The organism is uncultured Christiangramia sp. (genome assembly GCF_913046405.1).
In the GTDB taxonomy this organism is placed as follows: domain Bacteria; phylum Bacteroidota; class Bacteroidia; order Flavobacteriales; family Flavobacteriaceae; genus Christiangramia; species Christiangramia marina.
Map to the genome: position 1 here is coordinate 1 of NZ_CAJWRQ010000062.1, position 17,966 is coordinate 17,966.

Below are 17,966 nucleotides of genomic sequence, written 5' to 3' on the forward strand. Positions count from 1 at the left end.
TGATTATACCTTTGATGTGAGGAAGGAAATCCAGTGCATTCTTTTCCAAAGAGTACCGGCTGGTTTCAGTTATCAAATTCAATATTTCAGAAGAAGTAACTTCATTGGATTTCTTTGGGAAGTGCTTTTCGATATACTGAACAAGTATTTTCCTAAGCTGTGTACTATCAATTACTCGAATAATATTGTCTGTAACTTGACAAAGGTGAGTATTACCGAAAATGTCACAGAGATAAATTCCTACCCGGACGTTTAAAAATCGGATCAAGGAATAATAAAGAAGAACTATTCCCTTTTTCTTGAAAGCCCAAAAGACCAGATCTTGTTTTCGCATCTGATCCATGAACTCATTTCCTTCTAAAAATTTCCGAACATCATTTCTATTTTCCATCTTGAAGAAATTTTAAAAATGATTCGATTTCCGATTGCTTATAGCGAACGGCCTTTCCAATCTGGTGGTAAGGGAAATCTTTGTGTTCTCTTCTCAGATTGTAAACCTGGCTTTTGGAAATTTTAAAGATTGAACAGACCTGCCTGATATTAATGAAACCTTCTTCCTGAGAGGAAGGATCTGCAGGTTTAAGCTGTTGTAGTGCTGAGCCGACTGAAGAATAGACATCTTCCCGAAGCTCTCTTCTTAGATTCTCCCAGAATTGGGAGGCGTGGTAATTTAATTTTTCTGTATGCATTGTTAAAAATTTTATGACAATGCAATACTAAGGAGTGTAATTCTCTAAAATAGAGTAGTTCAGATCGGCGTATGGAACTACGTGCTATACGTAGAATGCGTATGTTATTTAATCCTGGAAAGTATAAATGTTTGCTTTTTTTTCTGCTCGTCCCTTTTCATCCGTAATAAGGGACACGGTATTTTTTGCAATATTTTGATAATGTTTTTCCAAAATAGATTTCTGTTCTTCGAATTTTTTCGTGCTCTTCAAACGGATAATCACGGTTTTACGCGCATATCTAAAGTTAATCAATTGTATAAAACCAACTTTTGGTTTTTCAATGTCCAAGTCTTTATACAATTCAAATAAGTAGTGTCTGAACAATTTTACGGCCACGTCATTTTTTAGTGTAATATTTAAAAACCTGAGATTGGTACAATTGCTCTTAAAATCAAAACTGTTGAATAAAAAGGCATTAAAGCTAACTGGGGATAAGCACTGCTTTATATAGTGAAAAGTCTCTGTATGTGAAGAAAGAAATTCTTCAAGAGATAAATCTAACTTTATCCTATCAGAACTGCTATACAGAGATTCTAATTGGTTGCATATTAAATTTTGAGGAAATGTATAATCTTCTAAATTTTTAAAATTAAAAGAATGGTTGGAAGTTAGAGTAGTTTGAGAAAATGAAAAGTTGTCCAAAATCTCAGGCAACATAGCGAACTCCCTTTCTTTTCTATTTATCCAAGAATCGGTGAGAGGAAATTCAAAAGGATAGAAATGCTCAGTTATGTCAAATTCAGAATAGGGGTCTTCAATTTGCACTTTTATAGAGGGAGACCTATGAAAAAGCAAATCTATTTCCTTATCCTCTAAATAAGAATATATCTCCGGTCTTTCATGCAAGTATCGGTGCACATAATCAGAATGGCTTTCACTGATGTTTCTTTCTAATTCAATGACGGATCTTGGAAATATATACTTAGCCTTATAATATGTTTCAGAGACTTCGTCGTTTACAAAATTTTTAATTAAGCTCATAAACGCACTTCGCTCTGAAATCGGTAATTCGTGAACTTTCAGTTTCACTAAGTCGACTGTTGATCCATTTGTCTCTAATAACTCGAGTAGCGTTTCTCGATATTTTTCAGGAAACCCATCAACAATTTTCTGATGGCTTAATTTTCGATTAGAATCAATACTCATTTTTCGAAACATTTCAAGCTTTTAAGTACACCAAATATAATGGTTTGCCAGAAGAAAATCTTGTAATACACAAAGCTCTCAGTTATTCATTAAGTTATATTATAAGTAAAGTTGTCAAACTCCGGAAAGGCCTTCGGACCTTTGCTTACCAAAGAATCGTGAGCATATTCCGAAGCAGCACGATATTTATTCGATTTAATAGGTAGGAAATACCTGGGAAATAAATTGTGAAGAAGTCAAGTATAATACGTGTTAGCAAGTAAAATCAACAAAAAAACCCGCAACATCGTTACGGGTTTCCTGGGTGGTGCCTCCAGGAATCGAACCAGGGACACAAGGATTTTCAGTCCTTTGCTCTACCAACTGAGCTAAGGCACCAGTTGCTTTGTTAAGCGGTGGCAAATATAATTTCATTTTTAGGAACTGGCAAAGGAAATTTTAAAAAATTGCTTTTGTATTTTTGAAGTTGAACAAAATCAAGCATGAACTTAGTACTCGATGCCGGGAATACTTCAGTAAAAGCTGCTGTTTATCAAAACGATACACTTCAGAAGAAACTCATATTTCCAAAAGAAATCTTTTTGCAGGAATTAGAAAAAATTTTCAAAGACTATCCGCAAATCACTCATTCGATACTTTCTGAAGTAACAAAAATTGACGAACAGGTCATATTCGAGCTTGAAAAGGCTACAGACTTTCTTCGTTTAAGACAGGATACACACGTACCTTTTCAGAATGAGTATCATACTCCGCATACACTGGGGCTGGATAGAATTGTTTTGGTCGCCGCGGCCGTAGATCAATTTCCGAAGAAGAATGTGTTAATCATCGATGCCGGAACCTGTATCACATTTGACCTGAAAACAGCTAAGGAAAAGTACCTTGGAGGAGCAATTTCTCCGGGATTGCAGATGAGATTTAAAAGTATGCACAAGTTTACAGCAAATTTACCGTTAGTATCTGCGAAGCCGGATGTTGATCTTATTGGCAAAACGACCGAGAGCAGCATACAATCCGGAATTATTAACGGACTCAAAATGGAATTAAAAGGGGTTGTAGAAACCTATGCTTCTGAATTTGAAGATTTAACAGTAATATTTACAGGAGGGGACAGTCAACTTTTGTCTATACCAACTAAAAATAGCATATTTGCCAACTCAAATTTTTTGTTAGAAGGACTTAATTTCATTCTAGAATTTAACAAGACTCAATGATTAAACGATTTATAGTAATCGTAGCTTTATTTACAGGATTTATCGCTGAAGCTCAGGAAAATGTTTCTTCGCCTTATTCATATTACGGTATTGGTTTAACCAATTTTCAGGGAACTGTGGAAAACAGGTCTATGGGGGGGTTAAGTGTATTTATGGATAGTATCCACGTGAATTTGCAGAACCCTGCAAGTTATGGTAGACTAAAGCTTACAGATTTCACTATTGGTGCAAGTCACGATAGAGTAAAACTTGAAACTGATGGAGCATCAGATAATTCAAAGATCTCATCTCTGGATTATTTAGCACTGGCATTTCCAATTAGCGACAAGATCGGGATTGGTCTTGGAGTGATGCCGTATACCTCTGTGGGATACAGGATTTTGGACGTAGAAGATGATGCTTCCAGCTTGCTTACAGGTCGAGGAGGTATGAACAGAGTGTTCTTATCTGCTGGTTATGCTGTAAATGAGCATTTAAGTCTGGGTGTTGATGCTGACTATAACTTCGGAAATTTCCAGAATACGCAGAGTATCAATACTGAAGGTTTGCAATATGGAACCAGCGATGTGAACAGATCAGACATCAAAGGTTTCACTTTCAACTTTGGAGCCAATTACCAGCGCCCAATTTCAGAAAAGTTGAATCTTCATGTTTCCACTACCTACGCACCAGAAATGGATCTTGATTCTGAAAATTTCAGAACAATTTCCACTATAGATTTTGCGAGTGGTACTGGTAGAACGATAGATCAGCGAGAATTGGACCTTAGTGAAACCCAATTTACATTTCCTTCTAAATACAGTCTAGGAGCTGGAATTGGTCAAACAAACAAATGGTTTGTTGGAGCTGAGTATTCTAATGTAGGATCAAGCTCTTACCAAGATAGCTTTAGCTTCAGAAATGATGGAGGAGAGTATGAGGATGCGTCCCAATTTAGTCTGGGAGGTTTTTATGTGCCAGATTATAATTCATTCACAAGTTACCTGGAGAGAGTGGTTTATCGTGCTGGATTCAGGTATGATGAGACCGGTCTTATAGTCAACGGTGAATCTATTAATGAGTTTGGCATGTCTTTTGGATTAGGATTACCGATTGGACAATTGTTCTCCAATGCAAACTTCGGAATCGAGCTTGGACAGAGAGGTACAAGAGATGCCGGACTAGTTCAGGAGAAGTTTTTAAGACTGTCTGTAGGACTTTCTTTAAACGACAAATGGTTCACGAAAAGAAAATTTGATTAACCACAATAAACTACAACGATGAAAAAGAATTTCTTAGCACTATTGACGGTTGCCATGGTAGGAACTGGAGCTGTTAGTGCACAGGATTGTACAACTACCGCAGCTTTAGCTTATGATGCTGCTAAAGCAAAAAATTACGAATCAGCTTATCCTAAACTTATGGAAGTGATGGAAGACTGTCCAAAATATAGTCTTGCAACTTACCAGTACCTGGAAAGAGCTATCGAATCTAAAATCGATAAAGCTGAAGAAGGAGATAAAGGTGAATTAGTTAAGGAATTAATTAAAGTATGGGAAACCAGACTTGAATTATATCCTGAAAAAACGAAAGCTGGTAAAGTATATTCAGATATCGCTCAGTTAAAGTATGACAACAAACTGGGAGATAAAGAAGAACTTTACATGGCTTACGATAAAGCATGGGAAGAAGATGTAGAGAACTTCACCAGTCCTAAAGCATTATATGCATATTTTGATCTTGTAGTGGATATGCAGGATGCAGGAGATAAAAATCTTCAGGATGTATTCGATCAATACGACCGAGTTTACGCTAAGATCGAGAAGGAAGAGAACGATGCTGCAGAAGCATTGGCTCCACTTCTTAAAAAACAGGAAGATGGTGAAGAGCTTACTTCTAAGGAAGAAAAGAAGATCAAGAATGCAGAGATCAACCTGAAGAACTACAGTATGGTTCGAAATGCATTGAATGGAAAGTTAGGTGCAAGAGCAGATTGTAGTAACCTTATTCCATTGTACAAGAAAGATTTCGAAGAAAAGCAGGGAGATGTGAAGTGGTTGCAGAATGCGAATGCTAGACTTTCTGCTAAAGATTGTACTGAAGATCCATTGTTCATCCAGGTTTCTGAAGCATTACACAAGTTAGAGCCTTCTGCTAAGTCTGCTTACTCTCTAGGTCAGTTAGCTGAATCTGAAGGTAACGCTTCTAAAGCTTTGCAATATTACAACCAGGCGGCAGAGCTTGAAACTAACAAGTCTGATCAAGCGAAGATCTACTACAGAATTGCTGGTAACTACAAGGATAAAGGTCAGTATGGGCAGGCTAGAAACTTCTACAACAAAGCGGTAGCTGCAAAACCATCTTTAGGTAGTGCTTACTTACAGATCGCAAACATGTATGCGAAAAGTGCAAACAGTTGTGGTACAGATACGTTCACTAAAAGAGCAGTATACTGGTTAGCAGCAGACTATGCTTCTAGAGCAGCGAGAGTTGATCCATCGATAGCATCTAACGCAAATCAGGCAGCAGCTTCTTATAAAGGTCTTGCTCCACAGAAGTCTGATATCTTCCAGTCTAAATACAAGCCTGGACAATCAATCACTTTTGGATGTTGGATTGGTGCATCGGTAAAAGTGCCGAATCTATAAGATGAAGCTAACATATAGCAATATAATTTCAGGCATTGTCACGCTCTTAGGCGTGACAATGCTTTTTTCATGTGAAGGTAATCTTCGCGAGGTACGTGCATTTAGCATGGAAGAAGATGCGCCGCAGGCTACAGCCGAGGGTATCAACTTAAAGTTCACAGATTCCGGTAGACTGGTTGCGACTTTAAAAAGTCCGCGTATGCTGGATTTCACGAACAAAAGCTTTCCTTACCGTGAATTTCCTGATGGGGTGGAAGTAGAGTTCTTTGATGAGAAGGACGAAAAAAATACGGTGGTGGCAGATTACGGGATCGTTTATGAGGATACCAAACTTATCGATCTTCAGGGAAATGTGGTCATAATCACTGCCGATAGTACCAAGCTGGAAGCAAGTCAGCTATTCTGGGATCAGGACAGGAGCTGGGTATTTACAGACAAACCAAATAAGATAAGATTCCCTGATGGATCCTATACTGAAGATCTCGGTTTTGATTCTAATCAGGATTTCAGTAATTTTCGTTCTAGAACCAATACGGGAATTCAAATCGTAGAAGAAGAAAAAGAAGATGAGTAAGTTTTTCAAATATTTTGAATATGCATATTTGCTGTTCGCTGCATTCTTTCTTTTTGAGGCAGTGCGCATCTGGAATGATCAGCATCAAAGGGCATATGTTTTCCTGTTCTTTGTGGCAATTGCAATATTCATGTTCTTCTTCAAACGGCGATTTAGGCGTCGCTACGAAGAGCGTAATAAATAGCCTGAATGGAGGTTGAAATACTAATCATAGTTTGCTCTTTAATACTTTCTGCGTTTTTCTCAGGAATGGAAATCGCTTATGTTTCCTCTAATAAGATCTTCATAGAGATAGAAAAGCGTCAGAATGATTTTCTGGCGACCGTTTTAAAACGTCTTACCAAGAAACCTTCTAAATTCATAGCAACCATGCTTGTTGGAAACAATATAGCTTTGGTGGTTTATGGTTTCTTTATGGGTGACCTTTTAATGTACTGGCTTAGCGGACTCGATCCACAAAACAGCATCATTAATTATATCGTAGTAGATCTTAGTCTGCTTACTCAAACTGTAATATCGACACTGGTAATTTTGCTGACTGCGGAATTCCTTCCGAAGGTATTTTTTCAGATCTATGCGAACAGCATGTTGAAATTATTTGCAGTACCTGCTTATATTTTCTACTTGCTATTTAGTTTCGTGTCCTCTTTTGTTATCTGGATCTCAGATATTATTCTGAAGAGATTTTTCAAAACCGATGGAGATGAAGTTCAATTAGCCTTCAGTAAAGTAGAATTAGGCAACTTCATTAGCGAGCAAATGGAAACAGTTGAAGAGCATGAAGACGTAGATAGTGAAATACAGATCTTTCAGAATGCCCTTTCATTTTCAGATATTAAGGCCAGGGAAGTAATGATCCCAAGAACCGAGATCATAGCAGTAGATCAAAATCAGGCGCCGAGTGATCTTGTGCAAACCTTTACTGAAACCGGACTCTCGAAATTGCTGGTTTATAATGATACCATTGATGATATCATTGGATATGTGCATTCCTTCGAATTGTTCAAAAGACCTCGTTCTATAAAGTCCATATTACTTCCGGTGATCTTTGTTCCCGAAACCATGTGGATCAAGGATGTTCTGAATATTCTTATCAAAAAGAGAAAGAGTATCGCTGTGGTTATCGATGAATATGGTGGAACCAGTGGGATGATGACCGTGGAGGATATTGTAGAGGAGCTTTTCGGTGAAATCGAAGATGAGCATGATTCAGCAGTCCTGATTGAGGAGAAACTGGGTGACGATCATTACAAATTTTCAGCAAGGCTGGAAGTGGATTATTTAAATGAGAATTACAGAACTGAAATTCCCGAAGGTGAAAACTACGAGACTCTTAGCGGATTTATAGTAAATCATACGGAAGAAATTCCGCAGCAGGGAGAGGTTATTAAGATCGAGGATTTCGAGATCAAAATCCTGGAAACTTCCAACACCAAAATCGAATTGGTTGAGCTGAAAATCAATCCGGAAGACTAAATTTCGAAAGTTAAGAATTTGCTAATTTTAAATTTTATTATTAGCCTAAAAACCTTATTTTCGCCCCCTATATTTTGACAAATTTTATATTCAAATGGCAGTATTAAACAAAATCAGACAGCGGTCTGTTTTCTTGATTATTATCATTGCATTGGCTCTTTTCTCTTTTGTATTGGCCGATGTGATTAGAAATGGAGGCTTTAGTGGCCAGGATTCTCAAAATGTTATCGCTACCGTGAATGGGAATGAAGTAGATAGAGAGGAATTCGCCCGTGAAGTTGAGGCTTTCGAAAGAAATATGGGTAATAATATTAGTACTACTCAGGCTGTAAACCGTATCTGGGATCAGAAATTACGCCAGGTAATTCTTGAAGAAGAAGTTGAAAAGCTTGGACTAAGAGCTGGAGAAGATCAGGTTACGGAACTTGTGCGTACTCAAATGGCTGGAAATCCAAACTTCTCTAACGAAGCTGGAATGTTTGATGAAAACAGGTTGAGAGAATATGTTGCTAATTTGAAAGAAACTTCCCCGGAAGCTTATGCTCAATGGCAGCAGTTTACTTCCAATCTTGCACAAACTGCCAAGATGAATGCTTATTACAATATGGTAAGTGCTGGTGTTGGAGCTACTTTACTGGAAGGTGAGCAGGCATACAAGATGCAGAACGATAATATCAATATGAAATTCGTTCAGATCCCATATTCTTCAATTCCAGATAGCGAAGTTGAAGTTTCTAAATCTGATATCAAGAAATATATCGAAAATCATGCTTCTAAGTTCGAATCTGATGCTTCCAGAAGCATGCAGTATGTGATCTTTGAAGAAGCTGCTTCTAAAGCTGATGAATCTGAAGCTAAAGAAGCACTATCTAAACTAAGAAGTCAGAGAGTTGAATATAATGCTGCGGTTGGTGCTAATGACACACTTCCTGGATTCGACAATACAGATAATTATGCAGATTTTATAGCCAACAATTCAGATCTTCCTTACCAGAACATCTTTAGATTCAGAAATGATCTAAAAGGTGAAAATGCTGAACAGATCTTCAATCTTAACGAAGGAGAATCTTTTGGTCCTTATAAAGAAAATGGATATTGGAAACTTAGTAAAGTTGTTGAGACTAAGAATATTCCAGATTCAGTAAAAGCAAGTCATATTCTTATTAGCTACACTGGTTCTCAATTGGGAGCTGCTGGTAATAGAACTAAAGCTGAGGCTGAAGCGTTAGCTGATAGTCTTGCTGGAGTTGTAAGATCAGATTCAGATAAATTCGCGGCCCTTGCTTCTGAATTTTCTGCTGATACATCAAATAAAGAACAGGCTGGAGATCTTGGATATTTTGTTCCTGGAATGATGATCCCAGCATTTGAAAACTATGTATTTGATAATAAAACCGGAGATGTAGGTGTTGTGGAAACACCTCTTGGATACCACGTGATCTCTATAGATGATCAAACTGAAGCTGCTAAAGCAGTAAAAGTTGCTACGATCGCAAGAGAGATCCAGGCTTCAGAAAAAACAATGAACGAACAGTTCAACGAAGTAACTAAGTTTGAGATCGCTGCTGCTGAAGGTGACTTTAGCAAGGTGGCAAAAGAAAGTAACTACGAAGTGCGTACAGTAAAAGATGTAAAAGCACTTGATGAGAATATTCCTGGTGCAGGTGCTCAAAGAAGAGTGATCCAGTGGGCATTCGAAGATGATGCTAAAGTTGGGGACGTAAGAAGATTTGACACTAACAGTGGATACGTAGTTGCGCAACTAACAGCTAAGCAGGATCAAGGCTTAATGAGTGTTGAAGAAGCTTCAGCTGAAGTTACTCCAATCCTGGTTAAACAAAAGAAAGCGGAACTTATTAAGGAAAGACTTAAAGGAAACTCTCTACAGGAGATCGCCGGAAATCAAGGTGTAAGTGTTCAAACTGCAGATGCGGTGAACCTTAACAATCCTACACTAGCAGGTGCAGGTGAAGAGCCGGAAGTGGTTGGAACTGTTTTCTCTCTTGAAAAAGGAGAGATGAGCGAACCTATCGCTGGAGAAAAAGGTGTTTATATTGCTGAACTTGTAAGTAAGTTCGAAGCTCCAAAAATGGAATCTTATAAAGCTTTTGCTAATCAGGAAAGTGCTTCCCGAAGAGCTCAGGCAACTACAAGAGTATTTGAAGCTTTGAAGGAAAAAGCAGATATCCAGGATAACAGAGGTAAGTTCTACTAAGACCTAGCGATTGTACTTGTAAAAAAATCCTCATCAAACGATGAGGATTTTTTTATTTAATCATTTCAGAATAGCTAAGAATATCATGATAGCCTTTATTTCTGAAGTAATCTTTTGAAGCTTCATTCCCGGTGGCAAGCACGAAATCACCTCCCCAGCCGCCAAGACTTTTTATGAGTCCATTATAATCTGGAAATAATTGATCCTGGATTCTGGGACTGTTTATCGCTTTAGATATAAGAATCTCGTGAGCTTTCAGAAGCATTTTAAACTCCATCAAATGCTCACACTGCAATATTTGTTCAGTAATACCAGAGATCTTCTCAATAAGCTGTGATCTGTTCGTATGGCTCTGTTTACGATAATGTGCAATGGCCTCGCGACTGTTCTGTTTGCGATTAAGGTAAACGAAGAATAGTTCCTCCTTAAATGGAGGATCAAAGTCCACTGTAAAAACTGAAGCTTCCCCGTTGTTACGTTGAAAGCTGATAGGATGGTCGTGACTTGCTGCAGCAATATCGTAACCACTGCCACCAAAGGTTTCAGCTAGAAGTTGATAAGCATTGATTTCAAGCCAGTTCGCGATATTGTTAATAAGCGTGGAGGAAGTTCCAAGTCCCCATTTTCTATTGAAATCCTGATAAGTATTTATACTAAATCCAGATTTGAATTTCTCTGGTTTTAAAGAATAACAGTGTTTCAGGATTTGCTGTAAACGCCTGGCGATCTCCTGTTGTTCAGGACTTTCCATAGAGGATGCCTCTGTTAAGAATTCACCTTCATTGATCTGAAAATCGGCTTTGAACCAGGTTTTATTATTTTCATCAAAACTTTCCCAGGAAATGACTGTAGATTCAATTAATTCAACCTCTAACGACTGACCCTTCTCTGTAGGTAAGGCTAAAGATTTTGCGCCATCCAAAATAGCATATTCTCCGGTTAGCAATAATTTGCCGTTGCTGTGATACTTTTGCATTAGCCTCTTATTCTCTCAAGTTGTTCGATCACTCCGCTATGTGTAATAGTGTTTTTGGTGAAGTAAGTGATCATTTGTTGTTTTTCGTCCTCGGTAGCCTTTTGCTGGTTAAGGATATTCATAAGGTGCATTTTCATGTGTCCTTGCTGAATTCCTGTAGTAGTCAGTGATTTTACCGCGGCAAAATTCTGAGCTAATCCCGCAACCGCTGTAATTTTCATTAGCTCTTCCGCAGAAGGATCATGCAACATATTAAGTGCTAGTTTTACCAATGGATGCAGCGAGGTAAGACCACCTACGGTTCCTAAGGCAAGTGGTATTTCCATCCAGAAATGGAAAATCCCGTTTTCGACCTTAGCATGAGTCAGGCTTGTGTATTTTCCATTTCTGGAAGCATAGGCATGAATTCCGGCTTCAACAGCACGAAAATCATTTCCTGTAGCCAGTACAACTGCATCGATACCGTTCATGATCCCTTTGTTATGGGTAACTGCTCTATACGGCTCGATTTCAGCAATTTTAATAGCTTGAATAAACTTTTCAGCGAAATCCTTACCCTTTATCTCAGGATTGTCTGATAATTGATCTACCGGACAGGACACTTCGGCCCGTACGATACATTCAGGAACATAATTCGAAAGAATGCTCATGACAATTTCCAGTTGTTTTTCTTCTTCTGAAAAATAATCGGTTGTTCTGGCCTGGTTGCGCAACACTTCTGCAAATTTCTCCAGGCAGGAATTAATGAAATTCGCACCCATGGAATCACGCGTATCGAATTTTACGAATAGCTGGTAGTAATTTTGAAGGTCTGAAGTTTTATCTATTAAATCAAGATCCAGAATCCCACCGCCACGTTTTTCCATATTCCTGGTAATTGGAGCTACTGCATCGATCAATTTTTGACGGTTTTCTTCAAAAAACCGATGCAGATGTTCCTTACTGCCCTTGAACATAAAATGAACCTGGCCAATTTTGGTCATATTGAGAACTTCAGCTCTAAAGCCTCCGCGTTCACCCCAGAATTTAGCCGCTTTGCTCGCGGCAGCAACTACAGAGCTTTCTTCGATGGCCATTGGTATGGCGTATAGCCGGTCATTGATCTTAAAATTCGGCGCAATCCCAAATGGGAGATAATAGTTCGAGATCGTATTCTCTATAAATTCGTCGTGTAGCTTTTGAAGACTTTCATCTGTATTCCAGTAGTTCTGGAGAACAGTTACAGCTTCAGGAGTATTTGAAAGATAGTTTTCAGCTAGCCAATCTATTTTTTGTTGCTTACTGAGCTTGGAAAATCCGTTAACGGGTTTGATCATCTTAGTAGTTTTCAGGAGCACAAAGATACGAAGCTATATTAAGACCTGCACAAGGCGGTTTTTGATCTTTACGAAGGCTGGTCTCTTTAACACTTACTTAGTAATTTACAAGAATCGATAGTCATTTTTTGGTTAAATTTTAGTAAACTTGGCCTGCATTAAATATTCTACAAATTTTATGAAATTCCCCTATACTTTTGTTGCCTTTCTACTCATGGCGACTTCAGTGCTATCTGCACAAAAAAAGGAAGTTAGTCTTGAAGAGATCTGGAGTGGCAGCTTCCGTCAGGAAAGACTTCAGTCCCTGCAATCTTTGAATAATGGCGAAGAATATGTGGTGATGAACCGTGATCGCGAATCCGGTTCGGTGAGCATCGATATTTACAGTTACAAAACTGGTAAAAAAACCCGTACACTTCTCGACAGTAAAGATCTTAGCGAGATCGAAAGTTTTCAGAGTTTCAAATTCAGCGACGACGAGAATAAAATTTTACTTTCTACTGAAATTGAACCTATTTACAGGCGTTCTTCCAGAGAAGTTGTTCATATCTACGATGTAGCTTCTAAAAAACTCACGAAAGTTAGCGATGACAAAATTCAGGAAGCTTCTTTTTCTCCAGATAATTCCAAGCTTGCTTACGTTTTCGAAAACAACATTTATATTCTGGACCTTAAGTCTATGGAACGCACGCAGGTGACCATGGATGGGGAGATCAATAGTATCATTAACGGGATTACAGACTGGGTTTATGAAGAGGAATTTTCTTTTGTAAAAGCTTTTGCATGGAACCCAACCGGTGAAAAGATCGCTTTCTTACGGTTTGATGAATCGGCAGTTCCTGAATTCTCTATGGATCTTTTCGGAAAAGACCTTTACCCAACACAACAGGTTTTTAAATATCCAAAGGCGGGTGAGTCTAATTCAGAAGTTAGTCTGCATATGTACGATGTAGAAGCGAACTCTTCCGAAGAAATCAAACTGGGAGATTATGCAGACTTCTATATCCCGCGAATTAAATGGTCTTCAAAAGATATGCTGCTTAGCGTTCAGGTTTTGAACAGGCACCAGAATAATCTTGACCTTATTTTTGTAAATGCTGAAAATAATGAAGCCAGTGTTGTCTTGAACGAAACCGACAAGGCTTATGTTGATATTACAGATAATCTAACATTTCTTGAAGACAATAGTTTTATCTGGACCAGCGAAAAAGATGGCTGGAATCATATTTACCACTATGCTGAAGATGGGAAGCTGATCAACCAGATTACTTCAGGGCAATGGGAAGTGACCAACTATTATGGCTATGATAAAAAGGCTAAACGCATCTATTTTCAAAGCACTGAAAATGGAAGTGTGAATCGTGATGTATATGCTATTAAGCCGAATGGTAAATCTAAAACCAGGCTTACAGAGAAAGATGGTACGAATTCTGCCGATTTCAGTGCAGATTACACCTATTTCATCAACACGTTTACGAATGTAAATACTCCGCCAGTTTATACCTTGCACAAGGCAAAGGATGGTAAGCAGGTGCGTGAGATCCTAAATAACAACGAGCTTCTAAAAAATAATGAAGCTTACCAATTTTCTCCAAAAGAACTTTCCAGTATTGAAGTAAACGGCAATGAACTGAATATGTGGACTATTAAACCGTCAAACTTTGATGAAAATAAGGAGTATCCGGTATTGATGTTTCAGTATTCAGGTCCCGGATCACAGTCGGTTTCCAATGCATATTTTGGAAGTAATGATTACTGGTATCAATTACTGGCGAACAAAGGTTATATAATCGTTTGTATTGATGGTAGAGGAACCGGATTTAAAGGAGCCGACTTCAAAAAAGTGACTTACCAGGAACTTGGAAAATTTGAAGTAGAAGATCAAATCGCAGCAGCTAAACAATTAGCTGAAAAAAGTTATGTGGATGCAGATCGTATTGGAATCTGGGGTTGGTCTTATGGCGGCTTCATGTCTACCAATGCAATCTTAAAAGGAAATGATGTTTTCTCTATGGCGATTGCTGTGGCTCCGGTTACAAGCTGGAGATTTTACGATACTGTTTATACGGAAAGATATATGCGTACCCCGCAGGAAAATGCATCTGGATATGATGAGAATTCCCCGCTAAGTCATGCAGATAAGCTCGAAGGTGACTACCTGCTTATTCACGGTGGCGGAGATGATAATGTACATGTGCAAAATACGATGCGAATGGTAGAAGAACTGGTGCAGGCAAATAAACAATTTGACTGGGCCATCTACCCGGATAGAAATCATGGAATTTACGGGGGAAACACTAGGCTTCATCTTTACCAGATGATGACAGACTTTATACTCGAAAAACTTTAATCTAATACTCTCATAATAATGGCAACTCAAGACGTACGTGCTAATCAAAAAGAATTATTTGGCCACCCGGTTGGTCTCTATATTTTATTTTTCACTGAAATGTGGGAGCGTTTTTCCTATTATGGAATGCGTGCTATTCTGGTACTTTATCTTGTAAGTGCCACTACAGGAGGAAATGCTGGTTTAGGCTGGACAGGTGGAGAAGCGATCGCGCTTTATGGCTGGTATACCATGCTGGTATATGTGGCATCCATTCCTGGAGGTATCATTGCAGATAAGCTATTGGGACAGAAGAAGACCGTGCTGGTTGGAGGTATTGTACTGGTAGTTGGACATGGCATTCTCGCCGTGGAAGAAATGTGGGCTTTTTATTCAGGCCTGGCTTTGATCATCGCCGGAGTTGGAATGCTAAAACCGAATATCTCCACCATGGTTGGTGGACTTTATAAGGAAGGCGATATTAGAAGAGATAAAGGTTTTACCATATTTTATATCGGGATCAATCTTGGGGCTTTTCTTTCCAGTTTGATCGTAGGATATGTGGGTGAAGAAATAGGATGGCACTGGGGATTTGGTCTTGCGGGAATCGCAATGGCTTTAGGTCTTCTGGTTTATCTATGGGGACAGAAATACCTTGTAAATGTTGGTAACCTTCTTTCAAAAGCAGAACGTAGTGAAGGAGCTTCTCTTGGTAACATGTTCAGTAAATTGCTGAAATCACCACTACAGCTGGGTATTACAGCCGTATTAATGGCAGGATCTGTATACTACCTGATCTTTGAATCCCTACCTTACGGTTTACTTTATATCTTCCTTACCCTGGTAACAGCCTTAATGCTGATGGTTTATAAAGACCTTACTACCCAAATTATGAAAGACCGTTACGTTGTAATGATCTTATCTTTTCTATTGGTAGTTGTATTCTGGGGTGCTTTCGAGCAGGCTGGTGGATTAATGAATATTTATGCACTGGATAAAACTGATAGATCGATCCCATTCGATTTACCTTTAATTGGTAACGAAGTTCCTGCGACATGGTTCCAGTCATTAAACGCCATGTTCATCATCATATTTGGTGTGGTCATCGCAAACTTCTGGGCTAAGAGAAAACTTAAGAATAAAGAGGCTTCGTCTATTTTTAAAATGGCGACAGGTGTAATTATTATGGGTCTAGGATTCATCTTTATGGCGATGGCTGCGAAAAGCTATACTCCTTACGATGAAAAGGCGGCAATGTACTGGTTGGTTCTTGCCTATTTACTGCATACTATTGGAGAGCTTTGTTCTTCGCCAGTAGCGCTTTCATTCATTACTAAACTTGCTCCGGTCAAATATGCATCTCTTATGATGGGTGTTTATTTTGCAGCGACAGGTCTGGGTAACAAAGTTGCAGGTGTGATTGGAGAATTTTCTCAGGGAGAACCAATAGTAGTGAATCTTAATGCTACCGGTTCACAGATGACCCAGAATCTTCAAATCAACGATTCTGTAGTGGACAAACAACAGGATTTCAGACTTGCAGGAAATGTTTATGAAGAAAATGGGGAATTGAAACTTACCACGCTGGAAGGCAATGAACCAATGCTTGATTTCATTCAGTTTAAGGATAGTGAAAGAAGTAACGAAGTAGTTGAAACTTTACAGGAGGATAATGTTACTGCTGAAGATCCCTATCATGTATTGATAGATTTCAAACAGGGTGATGAGAAAAAAGGATGGAGTGGAAACTTCATAGTGGAAGAAATTCAAACTGATATGGAATACAAGACCTTCTGGGGAATTACCATATTTACGGCAATTTTCGGTTTACTCGTAATTTTAATGTTAAAGCCTTTAAAGAGACTTACTCATGGAGTTGAGGATAATGAAGCTGAACTACCACAGCAGGAGAATTTTGAACTTGGTGATACGCAGTCTTAATATCATTTAAATATGACAGCCAACGGAGAAGTTAATGTAGAAAATGACTTTTTTAAAAGTAAAGTTTTAGGCCATCCTGCAGGACTTTTTGTCCTCTTCTTTACCGAAATGTGGGAACGCTTTTCGTTCTACGGAATGCGGGTGCTTTTGGTGAATTTCCTAACGATGGCTATCGTAGGAGTAGATAACCCAGGTTGGGGATGGACTGCAGAGAATGCCGGAGCTCTCTTCGGAACTTATGCAGGACTGCTATATTTAACTCCAATTCTTGGCGGACTCATCGCAGATAAATTTACTGGCTACCGATGGGCAGTGATCATAGGTGCTGCGATAATGACTCTGGGTCATGCATCCATGGCGCTGGAAACCGAAACTTCCCTTTATCTGGGACTTGGTTTACTGGTTATTGGAACTGGTTTCTTTAAACCGAATATCACCTCCATCATTTCTGAGATGTATGAAGGCAAAACTGATAAAAAAGATGGTGCATACACTATCTTTTATATGGGTGTAAATGCCGGAGCATTTTTTGGAATGATGCTTTGCGGATATCTAGCTGAAAAAATTGGCTGGAGCTGGGGATTTGGCCTTGCCGGAATCTTCATGCTTCTAGGAACTCTACAATTCTGGCTGGCTAAACCTTTATTTGGAAAAATAGGAGGAGTGCCAGACAAAGAGTTGGAAGCAAAGCACCTAAGGGAGGAAGAGAGTAAAGGCGTTAGTCATAAGCCTAATCCTTTTACATTACTCGATAAAATTCTTGTATTCGCATCTGCCACCATTGGATTGCTCTATCTCATTAACGATCCGGTCTCCAGGATCGGTGATCTGAACTTACTCCCAGTTGTGATGCCTTTTGATCTTGGAGGTGAGCCATTTTCAGGACCAATTGGAATGGCATTGATCGGTCTCGCATTATTTCTGGTGCTGGTTATTTCCAGAATCTCTCGCTATGCGCCTATAGTTAGAGACAGATTAATCGCAGTGATCATTTTTGCTGTGTTTACAGTGTTTTTCTTCCTGGCATTTGAACAGGGAGCTTCATCACTTATCATTTTTGCAAGAGATAATGTGGACAGGGTACTTACGGGAAATTCAGCGATGATTTTCAATATCATGAATGCACTGCTTACGGTAGTTCCGCTGGCAATCATTACCTGGGTACTTTATCTTTTATGGAAACAGACTTTTTCAAAAATACCCGGTTCTAATATCATCCTGGGAATATGCTTTGCGGGGATCTGGGCTCTGGTGATCTGGATGTTAGTGCGTGAATTTTCAGCAACAACGACCGAGATCACCGTTTCATGGTTTAGTATTTTGAACTCCTTCTTTATAATAGTATTTGCCTCTTTCTTCTCGAAATGGTGGGAAAGTAAATACAATCCCTCTGCGGCTTACAAATACTGCTTCGGGCTTGT

15 protein-coding genes and 1 tRNA gene are annotated in these 17,966 nt (G+C 38.9%); 10 read left to right on the forward strand and 6 right to left on the reverse strand.

Annotated features, from left to right (window positions below):
• From QZ620_RS09285 to QZ620_RS09300, 4 genes are all read right to left on the reverse strand, one after another.
• A partial coding sequence (locus QZ620_RS09285; protein ID WP_295180999.1) for a hypothetical protein occupies positions 1-391 on the reverse strand: 391 nt, incomplete at its 3' end.
• A complete protein-coding gene (locus QZ620_RS09290) occupies positions 381-689 on the reverse strand; it encodes a helix-turn-helix domain-containing protein (protein WP_295181000.1) in 309 nt (102 codons plus the stop codon). The genes QZ620_RS09290 and QZ620_RS09285, both read right to left, overlap by 11 nt.
• Before the next feature lie 108 nt (positions 690-797).
• Positions 798-1,877: a hypothetical protein gene (locus QZ620_RS09295; protein WP_295181001.1), complete on the reverse strand. Its 1,080-nt coding sequence runs from the start codon at positions 1,875-1,877 to the stop codon at positions 798-800.
• Positions 1,878-2,182: 305 nt separating this feature from the next.
• Positions 2,183-2,255 (reverse strand) — tRNA-Phe (locus tag QZ620_RS09300).
• Between the two features lie 104 nt (positions 2,256-2,359).
• Between QZ620_RS09300 and QZ620_RS09305 the strand changes: the two genes are divergently transcribed.
• From QZ620_RS09305 to QZ620_RS09335, 7 genes are all read left to right on the forward strand, one after another.
• Positions 2,360-3,091: a type III pantothenate kinase gene (locus tag QZ620_RS09305; protein WP_295181002.1), complete on the forward strand. Its 732-nt coding sequence runs from the start codon at positions 2,360-2,362 to the stop codon at positions 3,089-3,091.
• A complete protein-coding gene (locus QZ620_RS09310; RefSeq protein ID WP_295181003.1) occupies positions 3,088-4,332 on the forward strand; it encodes an outer membrane beta-barrel protein in 1,245 nt (414 codons plus the stop codon). The genes QZ620_RS09305 and QZ620_RS09310 overlap by 4 nt, the downstream gene beginning before the upstream one ends.
• Positions 4,333-4,350: 18 nt before the next feature.
• Positions 4,351-5,718: a hypothetical protein gene (locus tag QZ620_RS09315; protein WP_295181004.1), complete on the forward strand. Its 1,368-nt coding sequence runs from the start codon at positions 4,351-4,353 to the stop codon at positions 5,716-5,718.
• 1 nt (position 5,719) lies between these two features.
• Positions 5,720-6,292, forward strand: a complete 573-nt coding sequence (gene lptC / locus QZ620_RS09320; protein ID WP_295181006.1) for an LPS export ABC transporter periplasmic protein LptC — start codon at positions 5,720-5,722, stop codon at positions 6,290-6,292.
• On the forward strand, positions 6,285-6,476 hold the full coding sequence (locus tag QZ620_RS09325) for a hypothetical protein (protein WP_295181007.1): 192 nt from the start codon (positions 6,285-6,287) through the stop codon (positions 6,474-6,476). The genes lptC and QZ620_RS09325 overlap by 8 nt, the downstream gene beginning before the upstream one ends.
• A gap of 5 nt (positions 6,477-6,481) precedes the next feature.
• Positions 6,482-7,768: a hemolysin family protein gene (locus QZ620_RS09330; protein ID WP_141876736.1), complete on the forward strand. Its 1,287-nt coding sequence runs from the start codon at positions 6,482-6,484 to the stop codon at positions 7,766-7,768.
• Positions 7,769-7,862: 94 nt separating this feature from the next.
• Complete coding sequence (locus QZ620_RS09335; RefSeq protein WP_295181010.1) at positions 7,863-9,983, forward strand: peptidylprolyl isomerase; 2,121 nt, start codon at positions 7,863-7,865, stop codon at positions 9,981-9,983.
• Positions 9,984-10,035: 52 nt separating this feature from the next.
• Here the strand turns inward: QZ620_RS09335 and QZ620_RS09340 are convergent, their stop codons facing one another.
• Together QZ620_RS09340 and QZ620_RS09345 are read right to left on the reverse strand one after the other, a co-directional pair.
• Positions 10,036-10,959, reverse strand: a complete 924-nt coding sequence (locus QZ620_RS09340) for a GYDIA family GHMP kinase (RefSeq protein WP_295181012.1) — start codon at positions 10,957-10,959, stop codon at positions 10,036-10,038.
• Positions 10,959-12,275 (reverse strand): hydroxymethylglutaryl-CoA reductase, degradative, encoded by a 1,317-nt coding sequence (locus QZ620_RS09345; protein WP_295181013.1) that lies wholly within the window; start codon positions 12,273-12,275, stop codon positions 10,959-10,961. The genes QZ620_RS09340 and QZ620_RS09345 overlap by 1 nt, the downstream gene beginning before the upstream one ends.
• 178 nt (positions 12,276-12,453) lie before the next feature.
• Between QZ620_RS09345 and QZ620_RS09350 the strand changes: the two genes are divergently transcribed.
• The 3 genes from QZ620_RS09350 to QZ620_RS09360 form a co-directional block, all read left to right on the forward strand.
• The gene (locus QZ620_RS09350; RefSeq protein WP_295181015.1) at positions 12,454-14,625 is read left to right on the forward strand and encodes a S9 family peptidase; all 2,172 of its coding nucleotides are present in this window, start codon (positions 12,454-12,456) and stop codon (positions 14,623-14,625) included.
• An 18-nt stretch (positions 14,626-14,643) separates the two neighbouring features.
• Positions 14,644-16,545: a peptide MFS transporter gene (locus tag QZ620_RS09355; protein ID WP_366935452.1), complete on the forward strand. Its 1,902-nt coding sequence runs from the start codon at positions 14,644-14,646 to the stop codon at positions 16,543-16,545.
• A 12-nt stretch (positions 16,546-16,557) separates the two neighbouring features.
• Positions 16,558-17,966, forward strand: a 1,409-nt coding sequence (locus tag QZ620_RS09360) for an oligopeptide:H+ symporter (protein ID WP_295181017.1), incomplete at its 3' end; no start/stop codon positions are given.